14 protein-coding genes are annotated in these 16,366 nt (G+C 69.0%); 4 read left to right on the top strand and 10 right to left on the bottom strand.

Annotation, left to right across the window (positions count from 1 at the left end; translation table 11 throughout):
- Positions 1-4: 4 nt before the first annotated feature.
- The 10 genes from tolB to dnaE form a co-directional block, all read right to left on the bottom strand.
- On the bottom strand, positions 5-1,333 hold the full coding sequence (gene tolB / locus QMZ16_RS11635; protein WP_022707735.1) for a Tol-Pal system beta propeller repeat protein TolB: 1,329 nt from the start codon (positions 1,331-1,333) through the stop codon (positions 5-7).
- A gap of 81 nt (positions 1,334-1,414) precedes the next feature.
- The gene (locus QMZ16_RS11630) at positions 1,415-3,235 is read right to left on the bottom strand and encodes a protein TolA (protein ID WP_282603387.1); all 1,821 of its coding nucleotides are present in this window, start codon (positions 3,233-3,235) and stop codon (positions 1,415-1,417) included.
- Positions 3,236-3,237: 2 nt separating this feature from the next.
- Positions 3,238-3,687, bottom strand: a complete 450-nt coding sequence (locus QMZ16_RS11625) for an ExbD/TolR family protein (protein WP_022707737.1) — start codon at positions 3,685-3,687, stop codon at positions 3,238-3,240.
- Positions 3,688-3,690: 3 nt separating this feature from the next.
- Complete coding sequence (gene tolQ, locus QMZ16_RS11620; protein ID WP_022707738.1) at positions 3,691-4,383, bottom strand: protein TolQ; 693 nt, start codon at positions 4,381-4,383, stop codon at positions 3,691-3,693.
- Between the two features lie 150 nt (positions 4,384-4,533).
- Positions 4,534-4,923 (bottom strand): tol-pal system-associated acyl-CoA thioesterase, encoded by a 390-nt coding sequence (gene ybgC / locus QMZ16_RS11615; protein ID WP_282603386.1) that lies wholly within the window; start codon positions 4,921-4,923, stop codon positions 4,534-4,536.
- 3 nt (positions 4,924-4,926) lie between these two features.
- A complete protein-coding gene (ruvB, locus tag QMZ16_RS11610; RefSeq protein ID WP_028725880.1) occupies positions 4,927-5,958 on the bottom strand; it encodes a Holliday junction branch migration DNA helicase RuvB in 1,032 nt (343 codons plus the stop codon).
- Complete coding sequence (gene htpX / locus QMZ16_RS11605) at positions 5,955-6,869, bottom strand: zinc metalloprotease HtpX (protein WP_282603385.1); 915 nt, start codon at positions 6,867-6,869, stop codon at positions 5,955-5,957. The genes ruvB and htpX overlap by 4 nt, the downstream gene beginning before the upstream one ends.
- 15 nt (positions 6,870-6,884) lie before the next feature.
- Positions 6,885-7,607, bottom strand: coding sequence for a Holliday junction branch migration protein RuvA (gene ruvA, locus QMZ16_RS11600; RefSeq protein ID WP_282603384.1), 723 nt, complete (start codon positions 7,605-7,607; stop codon positions 6,885-6,887).
- Positions 7,604-8,113, bottom strand: coding sequence for a crossover junction endodeoxyribonuclease RuvC (ruvC, locus tag QMZ16_RS11595; protein ID WP_282603383.1), 510 nt, complete (start codon positions 8,111-8,113; stop codon positions 7,604-7,606). The genes ruvA and ruvC overlap by 4 nt, the downstream gene beginning before the upstream one ends.
- A 66-nt stretch (positions 8,114-8,179) precedes the next feature.
- Positions 8,180-11,650 carry a DNA polymerase III subunit alpha gene (gene dnaE, locus QMZ16_RS11590; RefSeq protein WP_282603382.1) on the bottom strand — a complete coding sequence of 1,157 codons (3,471 nt, stop codon included), beginning with the start codon at positions 11,648-11,650 and terminating at the stop codon, positions 8,180-8,182.
- Between the two features lie 100 nt (positions 11,651-11,750).
- Here dnaE and QMZ16_RS11585 point away from each other — a divergent pair, with 100 nt between their 5' ends.
- Genes QMZ16_RS11585 through QMZ16_RS11570 form a run of 4 tightly spaced genes read left to right on the top strand, consistent with a single transcriptional unit; the run spans position 11,751 to position 16,339 of the window.
- Entirely contained in the window at positions 11,751-13,277 is a 1,527-nt protein-coding gene (locus tag QMZ16_RS11585; RefSeq protein WP_282603381.1) for an ABC transporter ATP-binding protein, read from the top strand.
- Positions 13,274-14,350, top strand: a complete 1,077-nt coding sequence (locus tag QMZ16_RS11580) for an ABC transporter permease (RefSeq protein ID WP_282603380.1) — start codon at positions 13,274-13,276, stop codon at positions 14,348-14,350. Before QMZ16_RS11585 ends, QMZ16_RS11580 begins: the two co-directional genes overlap by 4 nt.
- Entirely contained in the window at positions 14,347-15,234 is an 888-nt protein-coding gene (locus tag QMZ16_RS11575) for an ABC transporter permease (RefSeq protein ID WP_282603379.1), read from the top strand. Before QMZ16_RS11580 ends, QMZ16_RS11575 begins: the two co-directional genes overlap by 4 nt.
- Positions 15,235-15,262: 28 nt before the next feature.
- Complete coding sequence (locus tag QMZ16_RS11570; RefSeq protein WP_282603378.1) at positions 15,263-16,339, top strand: BMP family ABC transporter substrate-binding protein; 1,077 nt, start codon at positions 15,263-15,265, stop codon at positions 16,337-16,339.
- Positions 16,340-16,366: the final 27 nt, after the last annotated feature.

Below are 16,366 nucleotides of genomic sequence, written 5' to 3'. Positions count from 1 at the left end.
GTCCTCATTGCATCAGGGGACCCCAGGACGGGTCCGAGGCGGCGAAATCGAGGTTCATGGGACGCATGTTGCGCCCCGTGATGTCCACGGAATGCAGGCGCGGCTGGCCGTTCCCGCCGGGCGTCACCCGCGTGAACATGACGACGCGCCCATTGGGGGCCCAGGTCGGACCCTCGTCAAGGAAGGATTCGGTCAGCATCTTCTCGCCCGACCCATCGGTGCGCATGACCCCGATGTGGAAGCGGTCGCCGACCTGCTTGGTAAAGGCGATCATGTCGCCCTTGGGCGACCAGGCGGGGCTGCCATAGCGCCCGTCGCCGAAGCTGATGCGCACAGGCTCGCCGCCATCGACGCCCATGATGTACAGCTGCGGGCTGCCGGAACGGTCGCTCTCGAAGACGATGCGCTGGCCATCGGGGCTGAAGCTGGGCGAGGTCTCGATCGAGGGGGCGTTCGTCAGCGGACGGCCCGCGCCGGTATTGGGCTCCATCAGCCAGATGTCGGTATTGCCGCCCTGTTCGCGGCTGTAGACGATCGACTGCCCCTTGGGCCCGAAGCTGGGCGAGAAGGACATCGCCTGCCCGTCCTGCGTCAGCGCGCGCGAGGTCACCGTCGCCACGTCCAGCAGGCGGATCTGCGGGAAGCCGCTGTCATAGCTGGTATAGAGGATCTTCGTCCCATCGGGCGAGAAACGCGGCGCCAGCACCAGCGAGGCACCGTTCGTCATCCACAGCGTGTTCTTGCCGTCGTAATCCATCACGCCGATCCGCTTGATGCGGGCGTTCTTGGGGCCGGTTTCCTGCACGAAGGCCACGCGGCTGTCGAAATAGGGCCGCTCGCCGGTCAGGCGGGCATAGACCTGGTCCGCGATCTTGTGGGCGGCGCGGCGCCAGTCGCCGGCGCGGGCGTCGAACTGCATCCCGTCGCCCTGCGGCTGACCCGACACGACGTTGAACAGCCGGAACCGGACCGAGATGTTCTCGCCCATCTGGCGGACCTCGGCGGTGACCAGCGCCTCGGCATCGACCGCGCGCCAGTCCTCGTAGCTGACCGGCTCGGCAAAGCTTCCGGGCCGGGCGACCTGGGCCTCGGCCGGGATCTCCGAGAACAGGCCCGTTCCGGTCAGGTCCTCGGCCACGACCTGGCGGACCTTGGCGGCGATCTCCTCGTCGCCGTGGAAGGCGGGGATCGCGATGCTCATGGGCTCGATCACGCCATCGGTGATCTCGATGCGCAGGGGTTCGTCCTGCGCATGTGCGGGTGCCACGGGGGCCATCACCGCGGCCGAGGCTGCGGTCAGGAAGGTCGAGGCAAGGATCAGACGGCGGAACATGGAATCCTCATTACCTTGGGACGGCGAAAAGCAAAAGATCTCGGTGGATTGTCGGAAGGGGCATCGTCGGCATGGGCATCGTCAGAACTCGACCCCGCCGGGGCGGAAATCCACCACGACATCGCGCCAGCGCCCGTATTTCGACATGGGCAGGTCATAGCCCGCGCGCCCGCAGTCGATGATCGCGTTGGCCGCGACCTCGAATGCCTGCTGCGCGGCACCCTCGGACCCGCCGCGATAGCCCGCAAGCCGCAGGCTGCCGGGTTCCGGTATGCCCTCGGGCGACAGGCGGACCCCGACCGAGACGGTCATCCGCGATGCCTCGACCGACAGCCGCCCCTCGTTCCAGCAGCGGTTGATCGCCATGCGAAGACCGTCGCGTTCGGACAGAGACAGCGGATCGCCAAGCGGCAGCGAACCCTGCTGCGACGGGTCGGGCAGCGTCGAGGGACGGATGTCGCCGGGGATCAGCTGGTTCGGCGCGGGATCCAGCGGGGCCGGATCCTCGGTCCCCGAGCCTGCGGACATGGCACCGGCCAGCGCCGCGGCCAGCGGGTCCATCTCGGCCGAGGCACCGCTGCCGCCCTCGATGCTCTGGCTGTCGCCGAAGCTGTCCGCACCCGAGGCGGTGTCGGTGCCATCGGCACCCCCGCCCGCGCCCTGCGCCTCGCGCAGCGCATCCTCCAACGCCTGCCGGTCGGCCTCGGCGGCCTCCGCAGCACGGCGTTCCTCTTCTGCACGACGCTCGGCCTCGGCAGCTTCCGCAGCGCGACGTTCCTCTTCGGCACGACGCTCGGCCTCGGCGGCTTCCGCAGCGCGGCGTTCCTCTTCGGCGCGACGCTCGGCCTCGGCAGCCTCCGCGGCGCGGCGTTCCTCTTCGGCACGACGCTCGGCCTCGGCGGCCTCCGCGGCGCGGCGTTCCTCTTCGGCGCGGCGCTCGGCCTCGGCAGCCTCCGCGGCGCGCCGTTCTTCTTCGGCACGGCGCTCGGCCTCGGCGGCCTCCGCAGCGCGTCGTTCCTCATCGGCACGACGCTCGGCCTCGGCGGCCTCCGCAGCGCGGCGTTCTTCTTCGGCGCGACGCTCGGCCTCGGCAGCTTCGGCGGCGCGACGTTCCTCTTCGGCCTGCTGGCGCGCCTCGGCGGCGGCGGCGGCTTCGGCACGCTCTGCGGCCTCGGCCTCTCGGGCCGCTGCGGCCTCTGCCTCTGCCTCGGCTTCGGCGCGGGCTTGTTCCTCGGCCTCGGCTGCACGTGCCGCCTGCTGGCGCGCGGCTTCCTGACGCGCGGCCTCGGCCGCTTCCGCCTGGCGCTGGCGATAGGCTTCGACCAGGCCGTCAGGGCGCGACTGCGGGTTGCGCGAACGCTCCAGCGCCAGCGCCGATCGCGGCGCGACGGGTTCGGCGGCCTGGTCCGGCAGGGGTGCGGCGGGCGGCGCGGCGGTGCCCGCAGCCTGCGGGGCATCGGGCACGGCAGGCAGATCCGGCAGCGCCTCGGGGGCGGCAGGGGTCGCGGTCGCGGGCAGATCGGTCGCCACCTCGACCTGATCGCGCTCGGCGAAATCGCTCAGGTCGGGCGCGGGTTCGGATGCATCGGGCGCCGAGAGTTCAGCCGCATCGGCGGGCGCCGGCGGCGCCGCGGGGGCCGGTCGCTCGGCCTCGGCCTCGGCATCCGAGGGCGCGGTCATCTGGTCGATATCGGTCGCATTGGCGCCCACGGGGCCCGATCCGCGCGCGGCGGCGGCCAGGGCCTCGAACTCGGCCCCGCTGATCGTCGAGACCTGCGTGCTGCGCGTCCCCGGCCCCGGCTGGGGGCGGAACAGCGCACCGCCAAGGATCAGCGCCACCAGCAGCGCGCCATGCACGCCGCCCGAGACCCACCAGCCGATCCTCTCGTCGCGATCCGCCATCGTCAGCCGTCCATCCGGGGGCCGCCGGTCTCGGTGACCAGGACGATGTCGGTGATGCCGGCGGCGTTCAGCGCGCCCATGATCTGCACCACGCGGGAATAGGGAATGCCGCCATCGGCCCGCAGGTAGACGCGCGCCGATTCGCGTGTCTCCAGCACCTCGCGCAGGGCGGGGACCAGGCCGTCATCGCCGACGGCGCGGTCCATCACGCTCATCTGTCCCTCGGCGGGGATCGAGATGACCAGCGGTTCCTCCTGCTCGGTCGGGACGGCGTTCGCGGCGGTCTCGGGCAGGTCCAGCGGCACGCCCGCCGTCATCAGCGGCGCGGCGACCATGAAGATCACCAGAAGCACCAGCATGACGTCCACGAAGGGCGTCACGTTGATCTCGGACATGGGCAGGTTGCGCCTGCGTCCCTTGCTGCGAACCCGCTTGACCATCTGACCGGCCATGGATCACACCTCGTCCATCTGGCGCGACAGCAGGGTCGAGAACTCGTCGGAGAACTGTTCCCAGTTGCCGGTGATGCGTTCCGCGTCGCCCGACAGCTTGTTGTAGAAGACGACGGCGGGGATGGCCGCGACAAGACCCAGGGCGGTCGCCAGAAGCGCCTCGGCGATGCCGGGGGCCACCACGGCAAGGCTGGTGTCCTGCGACAGGGCGATCCCCTCGAACGCGGTCTTGATGCCCCAGACCGTCCCGAACAGGCCGATGAACGGCGCGGTGGAACCGACGGTTGCAAGGAAGGACAGCCCGCGGAACAGGCGGTTCTCCTCGCGGTGGATGGCGACGTTCATGGCGCGGTCGATCCGGGCGATGCCGCCGGGGATCAGGCGTCCGTCATCCCGGTGGCTGCGGCGCCACTCGGTCATGCCGGCGGCAAAGATCCGTTCCGAGGCGCCGCGCGGGCGGTCGCCCAGCTGGTCGTACAGGTCGTCCAGCGGCTCGCCCGACCAGAACGAGCGGTCGAATTTCGACGCCTCGCGGCGGGCGCGGGCGAAGGCCAGGAACTTCTGGATGATGATGGCCCATGCCCAGACAGAGGCGACGATCAGCACGATCATCACCACCTGCACGGTCAGGGATGCGCGCATGAACAGCGCCACGACCGAAAAATCGATGGCCTCGGCGGCCTGAATGGGTTCCATAGTCACTGCCTCATCGTCAGGGACCGGGCGGCGCGGATGCGGCCCGGTGTCGCGCGGTTTCTAGCGCGTTCCTAGGGCAAGTTTCATCCCCCGCCGCAACACAATGGCGTCACCCGCCGCGCGATCCGCCCGCGATGTGCCGCTTTTGCCTCAGCCACCCAACTGCGCGACCAGCGTCGCGGGCAGCCGGGCCGGACGGCCGCCGGCGTTCAGGCAGGCGATGACGACGCGGGCGCGGAACAGGACCTGCCCGTCGCGGATCACCTGCTGATCGACGGCGATGCGCGCAGGCGAATGGTCCGCCAGTTCGGTGCGCACCGTCAACAGGTCGTCGAAGATCGCGGGGCGCAGGTAATCGGCCTCGACCCGGCGCACGGCGAAGACGAGGCCGTCGCGCTTCAGCGCCAGCTGGTCGATGCCAAGGTCGCGCAGCCATTCGCTGCGCCCCCTTTCGATGAATTTCAGATAGTTGGCATAGTAGACGATACCGGCAAGGTCGGTATCCTCGTAATAGACGCGGATGCTCAGGTCATGTGCCATGGGTCAGCCGTCGAACAGCGTCTGCTGCCCCTGCGGCTGCGGCGCATCCAGCCCCAGGTGGCGCCATGCGCGCGGTGCCAGCTGCCGCCCGCGCGGGGTGCGCGCGATCAGGCCCTGCTGCAGCAGGTAGGGCTCGATCACCTCCTCGATCGCATCGCGGCTTTCGGACAGGGCCGCGGACAGGGTTTCCACCCCGACCGGCCCGCCGCCGTAATGTTCGGCCATCAACGAGATGTATCGCCGGTCCGCCCCGTCCAGGCCCAGATCGTCCACCCCCAACCGCGTCAGCGCCATGTCCGCGATCTCGCGCGTCAGGCGGCCATCGCCCTCGACCAGTGCGAAATCGACCACGCGGCGCAGCAGGCGCCCCGCGATGCGCGGGGTCCCGCGAGAGCGGCGGGCGATCTCCCAGGTGCCCTCCGGCTCGGCAGGCACGCCCAGCATGCGCGCGCCGCGCTGGACGATCTGGTCCAGCTCGGGGATTTCGTAGAATTGCAGGCGGGTCGGGATGCCGAAACGGTCGCGCAGGGGCGTCGTGAGCAGGCCCAGGCGCGTCGTCGCGCCGACCAGGGTGAAGGGCTGCAACTCGATCCGCACCGTGCGCGCGGCGGGACCCTCGCCGATGACCAGGTCCAGCTCGAAATCCTCCATCGCGGGATAGAGGACTTCCTCGACCGCGGGGTTCATGCGGTGGATCTCGTCGATGAACAGGACGTCGCGGGCTTCGAGATTGGTCAGGATTGCCGCCAGGTCGCCCGCCCGCGCGATCACCGGCCCCGAGGTCATGCGGAAGTTCACGCCCAGCTCGCGCGCCATGATCTGCGCCAGCGTGGTCTTGCCCAGGCCAGGCGGACCGAAGAACAGCGTGTGGTCCATCGCCTTGCCGCGCATCTTCGCGCTTTCGATGAAGACCTTGAGGTTCGCGCGCGCCTCGGCCTGCCCCACGAATTCGGACAGATTCTGCGGGCGAAGGGCGCGATCCTCGGCGTCGCTCTCCATCTTGTCGGCGCGGAGGACGGGGTCGGGTTGGCTCATGCATGCCCCCAGGGGCCGTCGTTGCGGTCATCGCCGCCGCTGCGCGGGATGCGGCTGGCGGTCTGCGGTTCGGGATGCGCCGGCTGCATCGCCATCAGGCGGGCGATGCGTTCCTCGGTCGGGGGATGGGTGGCGAACAGCTTGTCGGCGCGCAGCGCGTGCAGCGGGTTGATGATGAACATCGAGGCCGCGGCCGGGTTGCGCTCGGCCGGGACGTTGACGCTGCGCCCCGCCGCCCGCGCGATCGAGGCCAGCGCCGTGGCCAGCGCGCGCGGGTTGCCGCAGATCTGCGCGCCGGTCGCGTCGGCCTCGTATTCGCGGGCGCGAGAGATCGCCATCTGCACCAGCATCGCGGCCATGGGGGCCACGATCATGGCGACGATCGCGCCAAGCGTGCCGCCACGCCCCTCGCGGTTGCCGGTGAACAGCATCATGTTGCCCATCATCGCGATGGCACCCGCCATGGTCGCGGTGACGGTCATGGTCAGCGTGTCGCGATGCTTGATATGGGCCAGCTCATGCGCGATCACGCCGGCGATCTCGTCCCGGTCCAGCGCGTTCAGCAGCCCCTGCGTGACGGCGACGGCGGCGTTCTGCGGATTGCGTCCGGTCGCGAAGGCGTTCGGCTGCTCGGTCGGCAGAAGGTACAGCTTGGGCATCGGAAGATCGGCGCGGCGGGCCAGGTCGGCGGTCATCCGGTACAGGTCCTCGCCCTGCTGGGGCGACAGCTCGACCGCGCCCTGCTGGCGCAGGACCATCTTGTCGCTGGTCCAGAAGGCGAAGAAGTTCATGCCCCCCGCGATCAGCAGAGCTAGTATCGCGCCGCCCTGCCCGCCCATCATCCAGCCAAGCCCCATGACCAGCGCCGTCAGCGCGGCCATCAGCATGAAGACCTTCATATTCCCAGCCATCGCCAGCCCCCCTGATCAGTCCTTGGGCGCCAGAAGCCGCAGCGCCGCGCGGATCAACGCAGGCGTCGTTGCCGTCGGTTCCGCGGCCTGTGCCTCGGCCACGGCGCTGGCCGCCTCGGAGGGACCATAGCCCAGGTTCGACAGCGCCGACAGCGCATCGGCCATCGCCTGCCCGCTGTCCTGCGCAGGTTTGCGCGGGGGGCGCGCCTCGGTGCCGGGCATCGAGCCCGGCGCCGAGGCGGCGGTCGCGACGGGCTCGATGCCCGTCGCGACCGCATCCGCCCCGCCAAGCACATCGCCCGCATCGACCGTCAACGCCCCCCCAAGCGCCATGACCGATGGTGCCTTGTCCTTCAGTTCCAGCACGATCCGCTGCGCGAGCTTCGGCCCCACGCCGTTCGCCTTGCGCACCGATGCCCAGTCGCCAAGCGCGATCGCCCGCGACAGCCCCTCGGCCCCGAGCGTCCCCAGGATCGCCAGCGACACCTTCGCGCCCACCCCCTGGACCGAGGTCAGCAGCCGGTGCCATTCCTTTTCCAGCATCGTCGGGAAGCCGAACAGCTGCAGCAGATCCTCGCGCACCATCAGCTCGGTATAGAGCGCGGCCGCCTGGCCCACGGGCGGCAGCCCCGCCGCCGTCCTCTCGCTGACATGGACGATATAGCCCACGCCGCGCACGTCGATCAGCACGTGATCGTTCGCGCGATGCAGGATCATGCCTGCGATGCGGCCGATCATGCCGCACCCCGCTTGGCCGTCACCGCGCGCAGGTTCCGACCCTGCAGATGCCGCGCATGGCAGATGGCGATCGCCAGCGCGTCGGCCGCATCGGGGCTGTCGAAGAGCACGCCCGGCAATTGCACGCGGATCATGTGCTGCACCTGTTCCTTGCCGGCATGACCCACGCCGACGACGGTCTTCTTGACCGCGTTCGGGGCGTATTCGCCGATCTCCAGCCCGGCCTCGGCGGGGGCCAGAAGCGCCACGCCGCGTGCCTGGCCCAGCTTCAGCGTGCCGGTCGCGTCCTTGTTCACGAATGTCTGCTCGACCGCCGCAGCGTCGGGTGCGTGGATGCGGATCACCTCGCACAGGCCGCGGAACAGCGTGGACAGGCGCGGGCCCAGGTCCAGCGCCCCGTCCGAATGCACACATCCGTTCGCGACATGGCGGATGCGCGGGCCGTCCACTTCGATCACGCCCCAGCCCATGTTCCGCAAACCGGGATCGATGCCCAAGACCTTCATGCTGCCCCCTTTTTTCCGATGGCTAGCACGAAGCGGGAACATCTGACCAGAAGAAACGGCCCCGCCCTATTCCTCGATCACGTCCATCACGCCCGGAACCGCACGCAGCGCCTGGCGGGCGGGCGTGGTCAGGGGCGCGTCGTTCGCGACCTCGATCTCGATCAGCTCGTCGCCCTCGCGGATGCGCAGGCGCACCGGACCGCGCGCACGCGACGGGGCGACCAGCTCGGCCTGGATGCGGCCAAGGGTCTCGGCCAGGCGACCGACCGTGTCGACGCCCTGGATCTCGACCGCCAAGGACCCTGCCCCCGCATCCGCGACGAAATCCTCGAGGCTGGCGACGCTGTTGGCCAGCATCTTCACCTGTTCCCCCGAGGGCTCGACCTTGACCTGCAGGACCACGTTCATCCCCGATTCCAGCCGCTCTCGCGATGCGTTCAGCAAGTCCGAGAACAGCGTGACCTCGTAAAGCCCGGTCGGATCGGACAGGCTGACGAAGGCGTATTGCGTGCCCTTGGCAGATTTGCGCTCCATCCGGGCGGCAACGGTGCCCGCGATGAAGGCGACCATGGGACCGCCCGCGGCCTCGGCGGAAATCTCGGCCAGGGTCTGGACCTTCTTGCGGCGCAACGCGGTCTGGTAATCGTCCAGCGGGTGGCCCGACAGGTAGAAGCCGACGGCCTTGTGCTCCTCGCCCAGCTTCTCGGTCGGCAGCCAGACCTGCGCGATGGCCGGGCGCGGCGGCGGCAGATCCTCGCCCCCACCGAACAGCGAGGACTGGTTCGAGGCCGCCTGTTCCTGCACGGCGGCCGACCATGCGACCAGCCCGTCCAGCGATTTCAGCACCCTTGCGCGGTTGTCGTCCAGCAGGTCGAACGCCCCTGCGCGCGCCAGCATCTCCAGCGGGCGCTTGCCCACGCGCTTCATGTCCACGCGACGGGCGAAATCGTTGATGTCGCGGAAGGGCCGGTCGCCCCGCGCCTCGTGGATCAGTCGCATCGCCTCGATCCCCACGCCCTTCAGCGCGCCAAGGGCATAGAAGATGCGCCCCTTGCCCGTGGTGAAGGTCGGGGCCGAGCGGTTGACGCAGGGCGGCACGATCTCGATCCCCATGCGGTCGCATTCGCGCTTGTAGATCGCCAGCTTGTCCGTGAGATGGATGTCGCAGTTCATCACCGCCGCCATGAATTCGACCGGGTGGTTCGCCTTCAGCCACGCCGTCTGATAGCTGACGACCGCATAGGCCGCCGCGTGCGACTTGTTGAAGCCGTAATTCGCGAACTTCTCGAGCAGGTCGAAGACCTCGCCCGCCTTCTTTTCCGACACGCCGTTCTCGACGCTGCCCTTGATGAATTTCGGACGCTCCTTGGCCATTTCGGCGGCGATCTTCTTGCCCATCGCGCGGCGCAGCAGGTCTGCGCCGCCAAGCGAATATCCCGCCATGACCTGTGCGATCTGCATCACCTGTTCCTGATAGACGATGATGCCCTGCGTTTCCGCCAGGATGTGGTCGATGCTGGGATGGATGGATTCCAGTTCCCGCGCGCCGTTCTTCACGTCGCAATAGACGGGGATGTTCTCCATCGGGCCGGGGCGGTACAGCGCGACCAGTGCCACGATATCCTCGATGCAGGTCGGGCGCATGCGGCGCAGCGCGTCCATCATGCCGCTGGATTCCACCTGGAACACCGCGACCGTGCGGGCGCTGGCAAACAGGTCATAGCTGGCCTTGTCGTCCAGCGGGATCGTGTTGATCTGGTTCTCGGTCCCGGCGGGGGGCTGGTACAGCTCTCGGCCCTCGGCATCGACATGCAGGGGGCGGCCCGCACCGTTGATCAGATCGACCGCGTTCTGGATGACCGTCAGCGTCTTGAGGCCGAGGAAGTCGAACTTCACCAGGCCGGCCTGCTCGACCCATTTCATGTTGAACTGCGTCGCGGGCATGTCGGATGCGGGATCGCGGTACAGCGGGACCAGCTGGTCCAGCGGCCGGTCCCCGATCACCACCCCCGCCGCGTGGGTCGAGGCGTTGCGGTACAGCCCCTCCAGCTGCTCGGCGTAATCCAGCAGACGACCCACGACCTCTTCGCGGGCGGCCTCGCGCAGGCGCGGTTCCTCGGCGCGGGCCTTGGTGATGCTGACGGGCTTCACGCCCTCGACCGGGATCATCTTGGACAGGCGGTCCACCTGGCCGAAGGGCAACTGCAGCACGCGGCCCACGTCGCGCACGGCGGCCTTGGACAGAAGCGCACCGAAGGTGATGATCTGGCCGACCTTCTCCTTGCCGTATTTCTCCTGCACGTAGCGGATCACCTCTTCGCGGCGGTCCATGCAGAAGTCGATGTCGAAGTCGGGCATGCTGACCCGTTCCGGGTTCAGGAAGCGTTCGAACAGCAGTGAATACCGCAGCGGATCCAGGTCGGTGATCGTCAGCGCATAGGCCACGAGGCTGCCCGCCCCCGAGCCGCGCCCCGGCCCGACGGGGATGTCGTGATCCTTGGCCCAGCCGATGAAATCCGCGACGATCAGGAAATAGCCGGGAAAGCCCATCTGCTCGATGATGTTCAGCTCGAAATCCAAGCGCTGCTGGTATTCCTCGGGGGTGACGGCATGGGGGATGACCTTCAGGCGGGCCTGAAGCCCCTCGTTCGCCTGGCGGCGCAGTTCGGCCACCTCGTCATCGGCGAATTTCGGCAGGATGGGGGCGTGCTTGCTGACCGCGAAGGCGCAGCGGCGGGCGATCTCGACCGTGTTCTCCAGCGCCTCGGGCAGGTCGGCGAACAGGACGGCCATCTCCTCGGGGGACTTGAAGTAGTGCTGCGGCGTCAGGCGGCGGCGCGGCTGGGGCTGATCGACATAGGCCTTCTCGGCGATGCAGATCAGCGCGTCATGAGCCTCGTACATTGCGGGCTTGGGGAAATAGACGTCGTTCGTGGCGACCAGCGGCAGGTCGCGGGCATAGGCCAGCTCGATCAGGCCGGCCTCGCTTGCGGATTCCGCGGGCATCAGGGTGCCGTTCTCGGACGGGTGGCGCTGCAGTTCGACATAGAGCCGGTCGCCGAAGGCATCCGCCAGCCGGGTCGTCAGCGCGGCGGCCTTCTCGCCCTGCCCCTGCGCGATCAGCTGCCCAAGCGGCCCGAACGCCCCGCCCGTCAGGCAGATCAGCCCCTCGGCCCGCGCGCACAGCTCGTCCAGGGTCACATGCGGCAGCGCGCCCCCCTCGCGCAGATAGATGCACGAGGACAGGGCCATCAGGTTCATCCAGCCCGCGCGGTTCTGCGCCAGAAGCACGACCGGCCCCGTCGCGTCGGCCTGCACCGTCACCTGGCAGCCGATGATGGGCTGCACGCCCTTGTCCTTGGCCTTCACGCTGAATTCCAGCGCGGCGAACATGTTGTTCGTATCCGTCAGCGCGACGGCCGGCATGCCCATTTCGGCGGCAATCGCGGGCATTTTGCCGACAGGAATGGCACCTTCCAGCAAGGAATGCTCGGAATGTGTGCGAAGATGGATGAATCGGGGGGATTTTGCGGCCATGATTGCAACAGTATCGCAGCCTGACCAAACAGCGCAATTGCCAGCCCCGCGATTTGCGGTCTAAGCAGGCCGGGTTTCTCGCAAGGCTCGACAGGGGAAGGTGAATTTGGACAGCGCCACGGTGTTTCGCGCAGAGGGGGTCGGCAAGACCTATCCCGGTGTGCGCGCGAATGACGACGTTTCCTTCGAGATCGCCAAAGGCGAGATCCACGCCCTGCTGGGCGAGAACGGCGCCGGGAAATCCACGCTGGTCAAGATGATCTATGGCCTCGTGCGGCCCGATGACGGGCACATGACGCTGCTGGGCCGCCCCCACGAACCGTCCGACCCGCGCGCGGCCCGTGCGGCGGGCGTGGCGATGGTGTTCCAGCATTTCAGCCTGTTCGACGCGCTGACCGTGGCCGAGAACATCGCCCTGGGGATGGAGAACCCGCCCCCCCGGCGCGAGCTGGCCGACCGGATCACCAAGGTCAGCCACGAATTCGGCCTGCCGCTGAACCCCGCGCGTCGCGTGGTCACCCTGTCGGCGGGCGAACGCCAGCGGGTCGAGATCATCCGCTGCCTGCTGCAGAACCCGCGCCTGCTGATCATGGACGAACCCACCAGCGTGCTGACCCCGCAAGAGGCCGAGCTGCTGTTCGCGACCCTGCGCAAGCTGGCCGCGCAGGGGACGGCGATCCTCTATATCAGCCACAAGCTGGAAGAGATCCGCGCAAATTGCGACCGCGCCACGATCCTGCGCCATGGCCGCGTGGTGGACAGCTGCAACCCGCGCGACCATTCCGCCAACCAGCTGGCCGCCATGATGGTCGGAGGAGAGATGCGCGCCGTCGACCGCTCGGGCCGCAACGCGGGCGAGACGCTGCTGGACCTGCGCGACCTGTCCCTGCCCGCCCCCACGGCCGAGGGCGTGGCCCTGAAATCCGTGTCCCTGTCGCTTCGCGCGGGCGAGATCCTGGGCATCGGCGGCGTCGCGGGCAACGGGCAAGAGGAATTGCTGGCGGCCCTGTCGGGCGAGATGCCCTCCGCTGCCGGCACCCTGAGTGTCGAGGGCGCCGACCTGTCGCAGGCCGGTCCCGCCGCTCGCCGCCGCGCGGGCCTTCTGGCCGCCCCCGAGGACCGGCTGGGCCATGCCGCCGTGCCCGATTTCAGCCTGACCGAGAACACGCTGCTGACTGCGGGCGACCGCAAGTCGCTGGTCCGGCGCGGGCTGATCGACCATGACGCCGCGCGCGATTTCGCACAGGCCGTGATCGCCGCCTTCGACGTGCGCACCCCCGGTCCCGGCACCGCCGCCAAGGCGCTGTCGGGCGGCAACCTGCAGAAATTCGTCATCGGCCGCGAGGTCCTGCAGGACCCGCGCGTGCTGGTCGTGAACCAGCCCACATGGGGCGTCGATGCGGGCGCCGCCGCCGCCGTGCGCCAGTCGCTGCTGGATCTTGCGCGATCGGGCGCGGGCGTCATCGTCATCAGCCAGGACCTGGACGAGATCCTGGAACTGTCCGACCGTTTCTGCGCCCTGAACGAGGGGCGCCTGTCCGATCCGGTCCCGACCGAGGGGCTGACCCTCGAACGCATCGGCCTGATGCTGGGCGGCGCACACGGGATGGAGGAGGCCCGCATATGATCCAGCTTGTTCCGCGCACGGGCGCATCCGGCCTGTGGCAGGTCGCGACGCCCGTTCTTGCCGTGCTGGCCACCATGCTGACGGGCGGGTTGCTGTTCGCGCTGCTGGGCCACGACCCGGTCGCCGCGATCCGCACGATCTTCTGGGATCCGCTGTTCGGTATGGCCGCGTCCTATTCCCGCCCGCAGCTGCTGGTGAAGGCCGCGCCGCTGATCCTGATCGCCTCGGGGCTGGCGGTGGGTTTCCGCGCCGGCATCTGGAACATCGGCGCCGAGGGTCAGTACATCATCGGCGGGATCACCGGCGCGGGCGTGGCGCTTGCGCTCTATCCGCTGGATGCGTTCTGGATCTTTCCGGCGATGGTGCTGGCGGGGCTGGCGGGCGGCTGGGCCTGGGGCATGATCCCCGCCCTGCTGCGCAACTGGTTCGGCGCGTCCGAGATCCTCGTGTCGCTGATGCTGGTCTATGTCGCCCAGCGCGTGGCGGCATGGATGGCCTTCGGTCCGATGAAGAACCCCGAGGGCTTCGGCTTCCCCGGTTCGCGCAACCTGCAGCAATACCCCTCGGCCTCGAACCCGGAGCTGTTCGCGAATACCGGCGCGCATTGGGGCGTCTTCGCGGCGCTTGCCGCCGTGGTGGCGACATGGGTGCTGATGAGCCGCCACATCCGCGGCTTCCACATCCGCGCGGCGGGCACCGCGCCCCGTGCCGCGCGTTTCGCGGGCGTGCGTCCGCAGGTTCTGGTGGCCTTCTGCCTGGGGCTGTCGGGCGCGCTGGCCGGTGCGGCGGGCCTGTTCGAGGTGGCGGGCCCCGCGGGCCAAGTCACCGACAAGCTGGGCGTGGGCTACGGCTTCACCGCGATCATCGTGGCGTTCCTGGGCCGGTTGCATCCGGTCGGCATCCTGCTGGCGGGGCTGCTGCTGGCGCTGACCTATATCGGGGGCGAACTGGCGCAGCTGACCATGCAGCTTCCCGCCGCATCGGTGCAGGTCTTCCAGGGGATGCTGCTGTTCTTCCTGCTGGGCTTCGACATCCTGACCCGGTTCCGCATCGTCCGGAGGGTGCGCGCATGATCGATCCGCTTTCGGTCTTCCTGCTGCTGCTGTCGGCTTCGACCCCGATCCTCTTCGCCGCCCTGGGCGAGCTGGTCGTCGAACGCGCGGGCGTCCTGAACCTGGGCGTCGAGGGGATGATGATCACCGGCGCGCTGGCAGGCTTCGCGGTCGCACATGCGACGGGCAACCCCTTTGCGGGCTTCGTCGCCGCCGCCGTCGCGGGGGCCGCCATATCGACCCTGTTCGCGGCGCTGACGCAGGCGTTCCTGGCCAACCAGGTCGCATCCGGCCTTGCGCTGACGCTGTTCGGGCTGGGCCTTGCTGCCATGTTCGGCAAGCCGTTCGAGGGGGTAAAGGCGCCCCCGATGCCCGGAGGCCCCCTGGGCATCAACTGGATCGTCTGGCTGGGCCTTCTGGCCGTGCCCGCGATCTGGTGGTTCCTGACCCGGTCGCGGCGCGGCCTGATCCTGCGCGGCGTGGGCGAGAACCACGAGGCAGCCCACGCCCTGGGCTATGACGTGCGCCTGACGCGGCTGGCGGCCATCGCCTTCGGCGGCGCGATGGCCGGGATCGGCGGGGCGTTCATCTCGATCGCGACGGTGCTGCAATGGACCGAAGGGATGACGGCGGGCGCGGGCTGGATCGCGCTGGCCATCGTCGTCTTTTCCAACTGGACCGCGGTCGGCGTGCTGGCGGGGGCGTGGCTGTTCGGCGGGGTGACGGTGCTGCAGCTGCGGCTGCAGGCGGCGGGGGTGAACGTGCCCGTGCAGCTGCTGTCGATGGCGCCCTATCTTGCCACGATCATCGTCCTCGTGCTGATCTCGGGTCGGCAGAAATACAGCCGCCGTGCGGGGGCCGCCGCGCCCGGATCGCTCGGCCAGAACTTCCACGCGCTGCGCTGAACGCAGCCGTCCATCAGAGAGGGTAGACATGAAACGCAGAACACTTCTTGCCGGCGCCGCCGCGCTTTCGGCCCTGATCGCCGCCCCCGCCATGGCCCAGGACGAGCCGCTGAAGGTCGGCTTCATCTATGTCGGCCCGGTCGGCGACGGCGGCTGGACCTATCAGCACGACCTGGGCCGCCAGGCGGTCGAGGCCGAATATGGCGACCGGGTGGAAACCACCTTCATCGAAAGCGTGCCGGAAGGCGCCGATGCCGAACGCGCGCTGACCCAGCTGGCGCTGGCGGGCAACAAGCTGATCTTCGCGACCAGCTTCGGCTTCATGGACCCGACCATCAACGTGGCCGCGAAGTTCCCGGACGTGAAGTTCGAACACGCCACCGGCTACAAGCGCGCCGACAACGTCGCGACCTATGACGCCCGTTTCTACGAGGGTCGCGCGGTCATCGGCACCATCGCGGGCCACATGACGGAATCGAACAAGATCGGCTATATCGGGTCCTTCCCGATCCCCGAGGTGATCCAGGGCATCAACTCGTCCTTCATCCACGCCCAGAAGGTGAACCCGGATGTCGAGATGAAGGTCGTCTGGGCCTATAGCTGGTTCGATCCGGCGAAAGAGGCCGACGCCGCCGCCGCCCTGCTGGCCGAAGGCGTGGACGTGATCCTGCAGCACACCGATTCCACCGCACCGCTTGCCAAGGCGCAAGAAGCAGGCGCCATCGGCTTCGGCCAGGCCAGCGACATGGCGGCCTTCGCCCCCAGCCCCCGCGTGGCGTCCATCATCGACAACTGGGCGCCCTACTATGTCGAGCGTGTGGGCGAGGTGCTTGACGGTACCTGGGAAAGCAAGGCCACCTGGGCCGGCATCGGCGACGGAGAGGTCGAGATCGGCGAGATCACCGAGGCCGTCCCCGCCGAGGTCAAGGCTGAGGCCGAGGCCCTGCGCGACGCGATCGGCGCGGGTGAATACCACCCCTTCACCGGCCCGCTGAACAAGGCCGACGGCACCGCCTGGCTGGCCGAGGGCGAGACCGCCTCGGACGAGGATCTGCAGTCGATGAACTTCTATGTCGAGGGCATCACCGCGCAGATCCCGCAGTAAGACGACAGGCGCCCCGCCCCCGCGGCG

This window comes from Paracoccus sp. PARArs4 (assembly GCF_947311865.1).
In the GTDB taxonomy this organism is placed as follows: domain Bacteria; phylum Pseudomonadota; class Alphaproteobacteria; order Rhodobacterales; family Rhodobacteraceae; genus Paracoccus; species Paracoccus zeaxanthinifaciens.
This window is presented reverse-complemented; position numbering and strand designations above follow the sequence as displayed.

What these genes read in the sequence shown, in the direction of transcription:
- ruvA (WP_282603384.1), bottom strand. Translation starts at nt 7,607, where the DNA reads ATGATCGGCCGCATCGCAGGCATGATCCTGCATCGCGCGAACGATCAC.
- QMZ16_RS11630 (WP_282603387.1), bottom strand. Translation starts at nt 3,235, where the DNA reads ATGGCGGATCGCGACGAGAGGATCGGCTGGTGGGTCTCGGGCGGCGTG.
- tolB (WP_022707735.1), bottom strand. Translation starts at nt 1,333, where the DNA reads ATGTTCCGCCGTCTGATCCTTGCCTCGACCTTCCTGACCGCAGCCTCG.
- QMZ16_RS11570 (WP_282603378.1), top strand. Translation starts at nt 15,263, where the DNA reads ATGAAACGCAGAACACTTCTTGCCGGCGCCGCCGCGCTTTCGGCCCTG.
- ruvB (WP_028725880.1), bottom strand. Translation starts at nt 5,958, where the DNA reads ATGAGCCAACCCGACCCCGTCCTCCGCGCCGACAAGATGGAGAGCGAC.
- ruvC (WP_282603383.1), bottom strand. Translation starts at nt 8,113, where the DNA reads ATGAAGGTCTTGGGCATCGATCCCGGTTTGCGGAACATGGGCTGGGGC.
- dnaE (WP_282603382.1), bottom strand. Translation starts at nt 11,650, where the DNA reads ATGGCCGCAAAATCCCCCCGATTCATCCATCTTCGCACACATTCCGAG.
- QMZ16_RS11625 (WP_022707737.1), bottom strand. Translation starts at nt 3,687, where the DNA reads ATGGCCGGTCAGATGGTCAAGCGGGTTCGCAGCAAGGGACGCAGGCGC.
- QMZ16_RS11580 (WP_282603380.1), top strand. Translation starts at nt 13,274, where the DNA reads ATGATCCAGCTTGTTCCGCGCACGGGCGCATCCGGCCTGTGGCAGGTC.
- QMZ16_RS11575 (WP_282603379.1), top strand. Translation starts at nt 14,347, where the DNA reads ATGATCGATCCGCTTTCGGTCTTCCTGCTGCTGCTGTCGGCTTCGACC.
- tolQ (WP_022707738.1), bottom strand. Translation starts at nt 4,383, where the DNA reads ATGGAACCCATTCAGGCCGCCGAGGCCATCGATTTTTCGGTCGTGGCG.
- htpX (WP_282603385.1), bottom strand. Translation starts at nt 6,869, where the DNA reads ATGGCTGGGAATATGAAGGTCTTCATGCTGATGGCCGCGCTGACGGCG.
- ybgC (WP_282603386.1), bottom strand. Translation starts at nt 4,923, where the DNA reads ATGGCACATGACCTGAGCATCCGCGTCTATTACGAGGATACCGACCTT.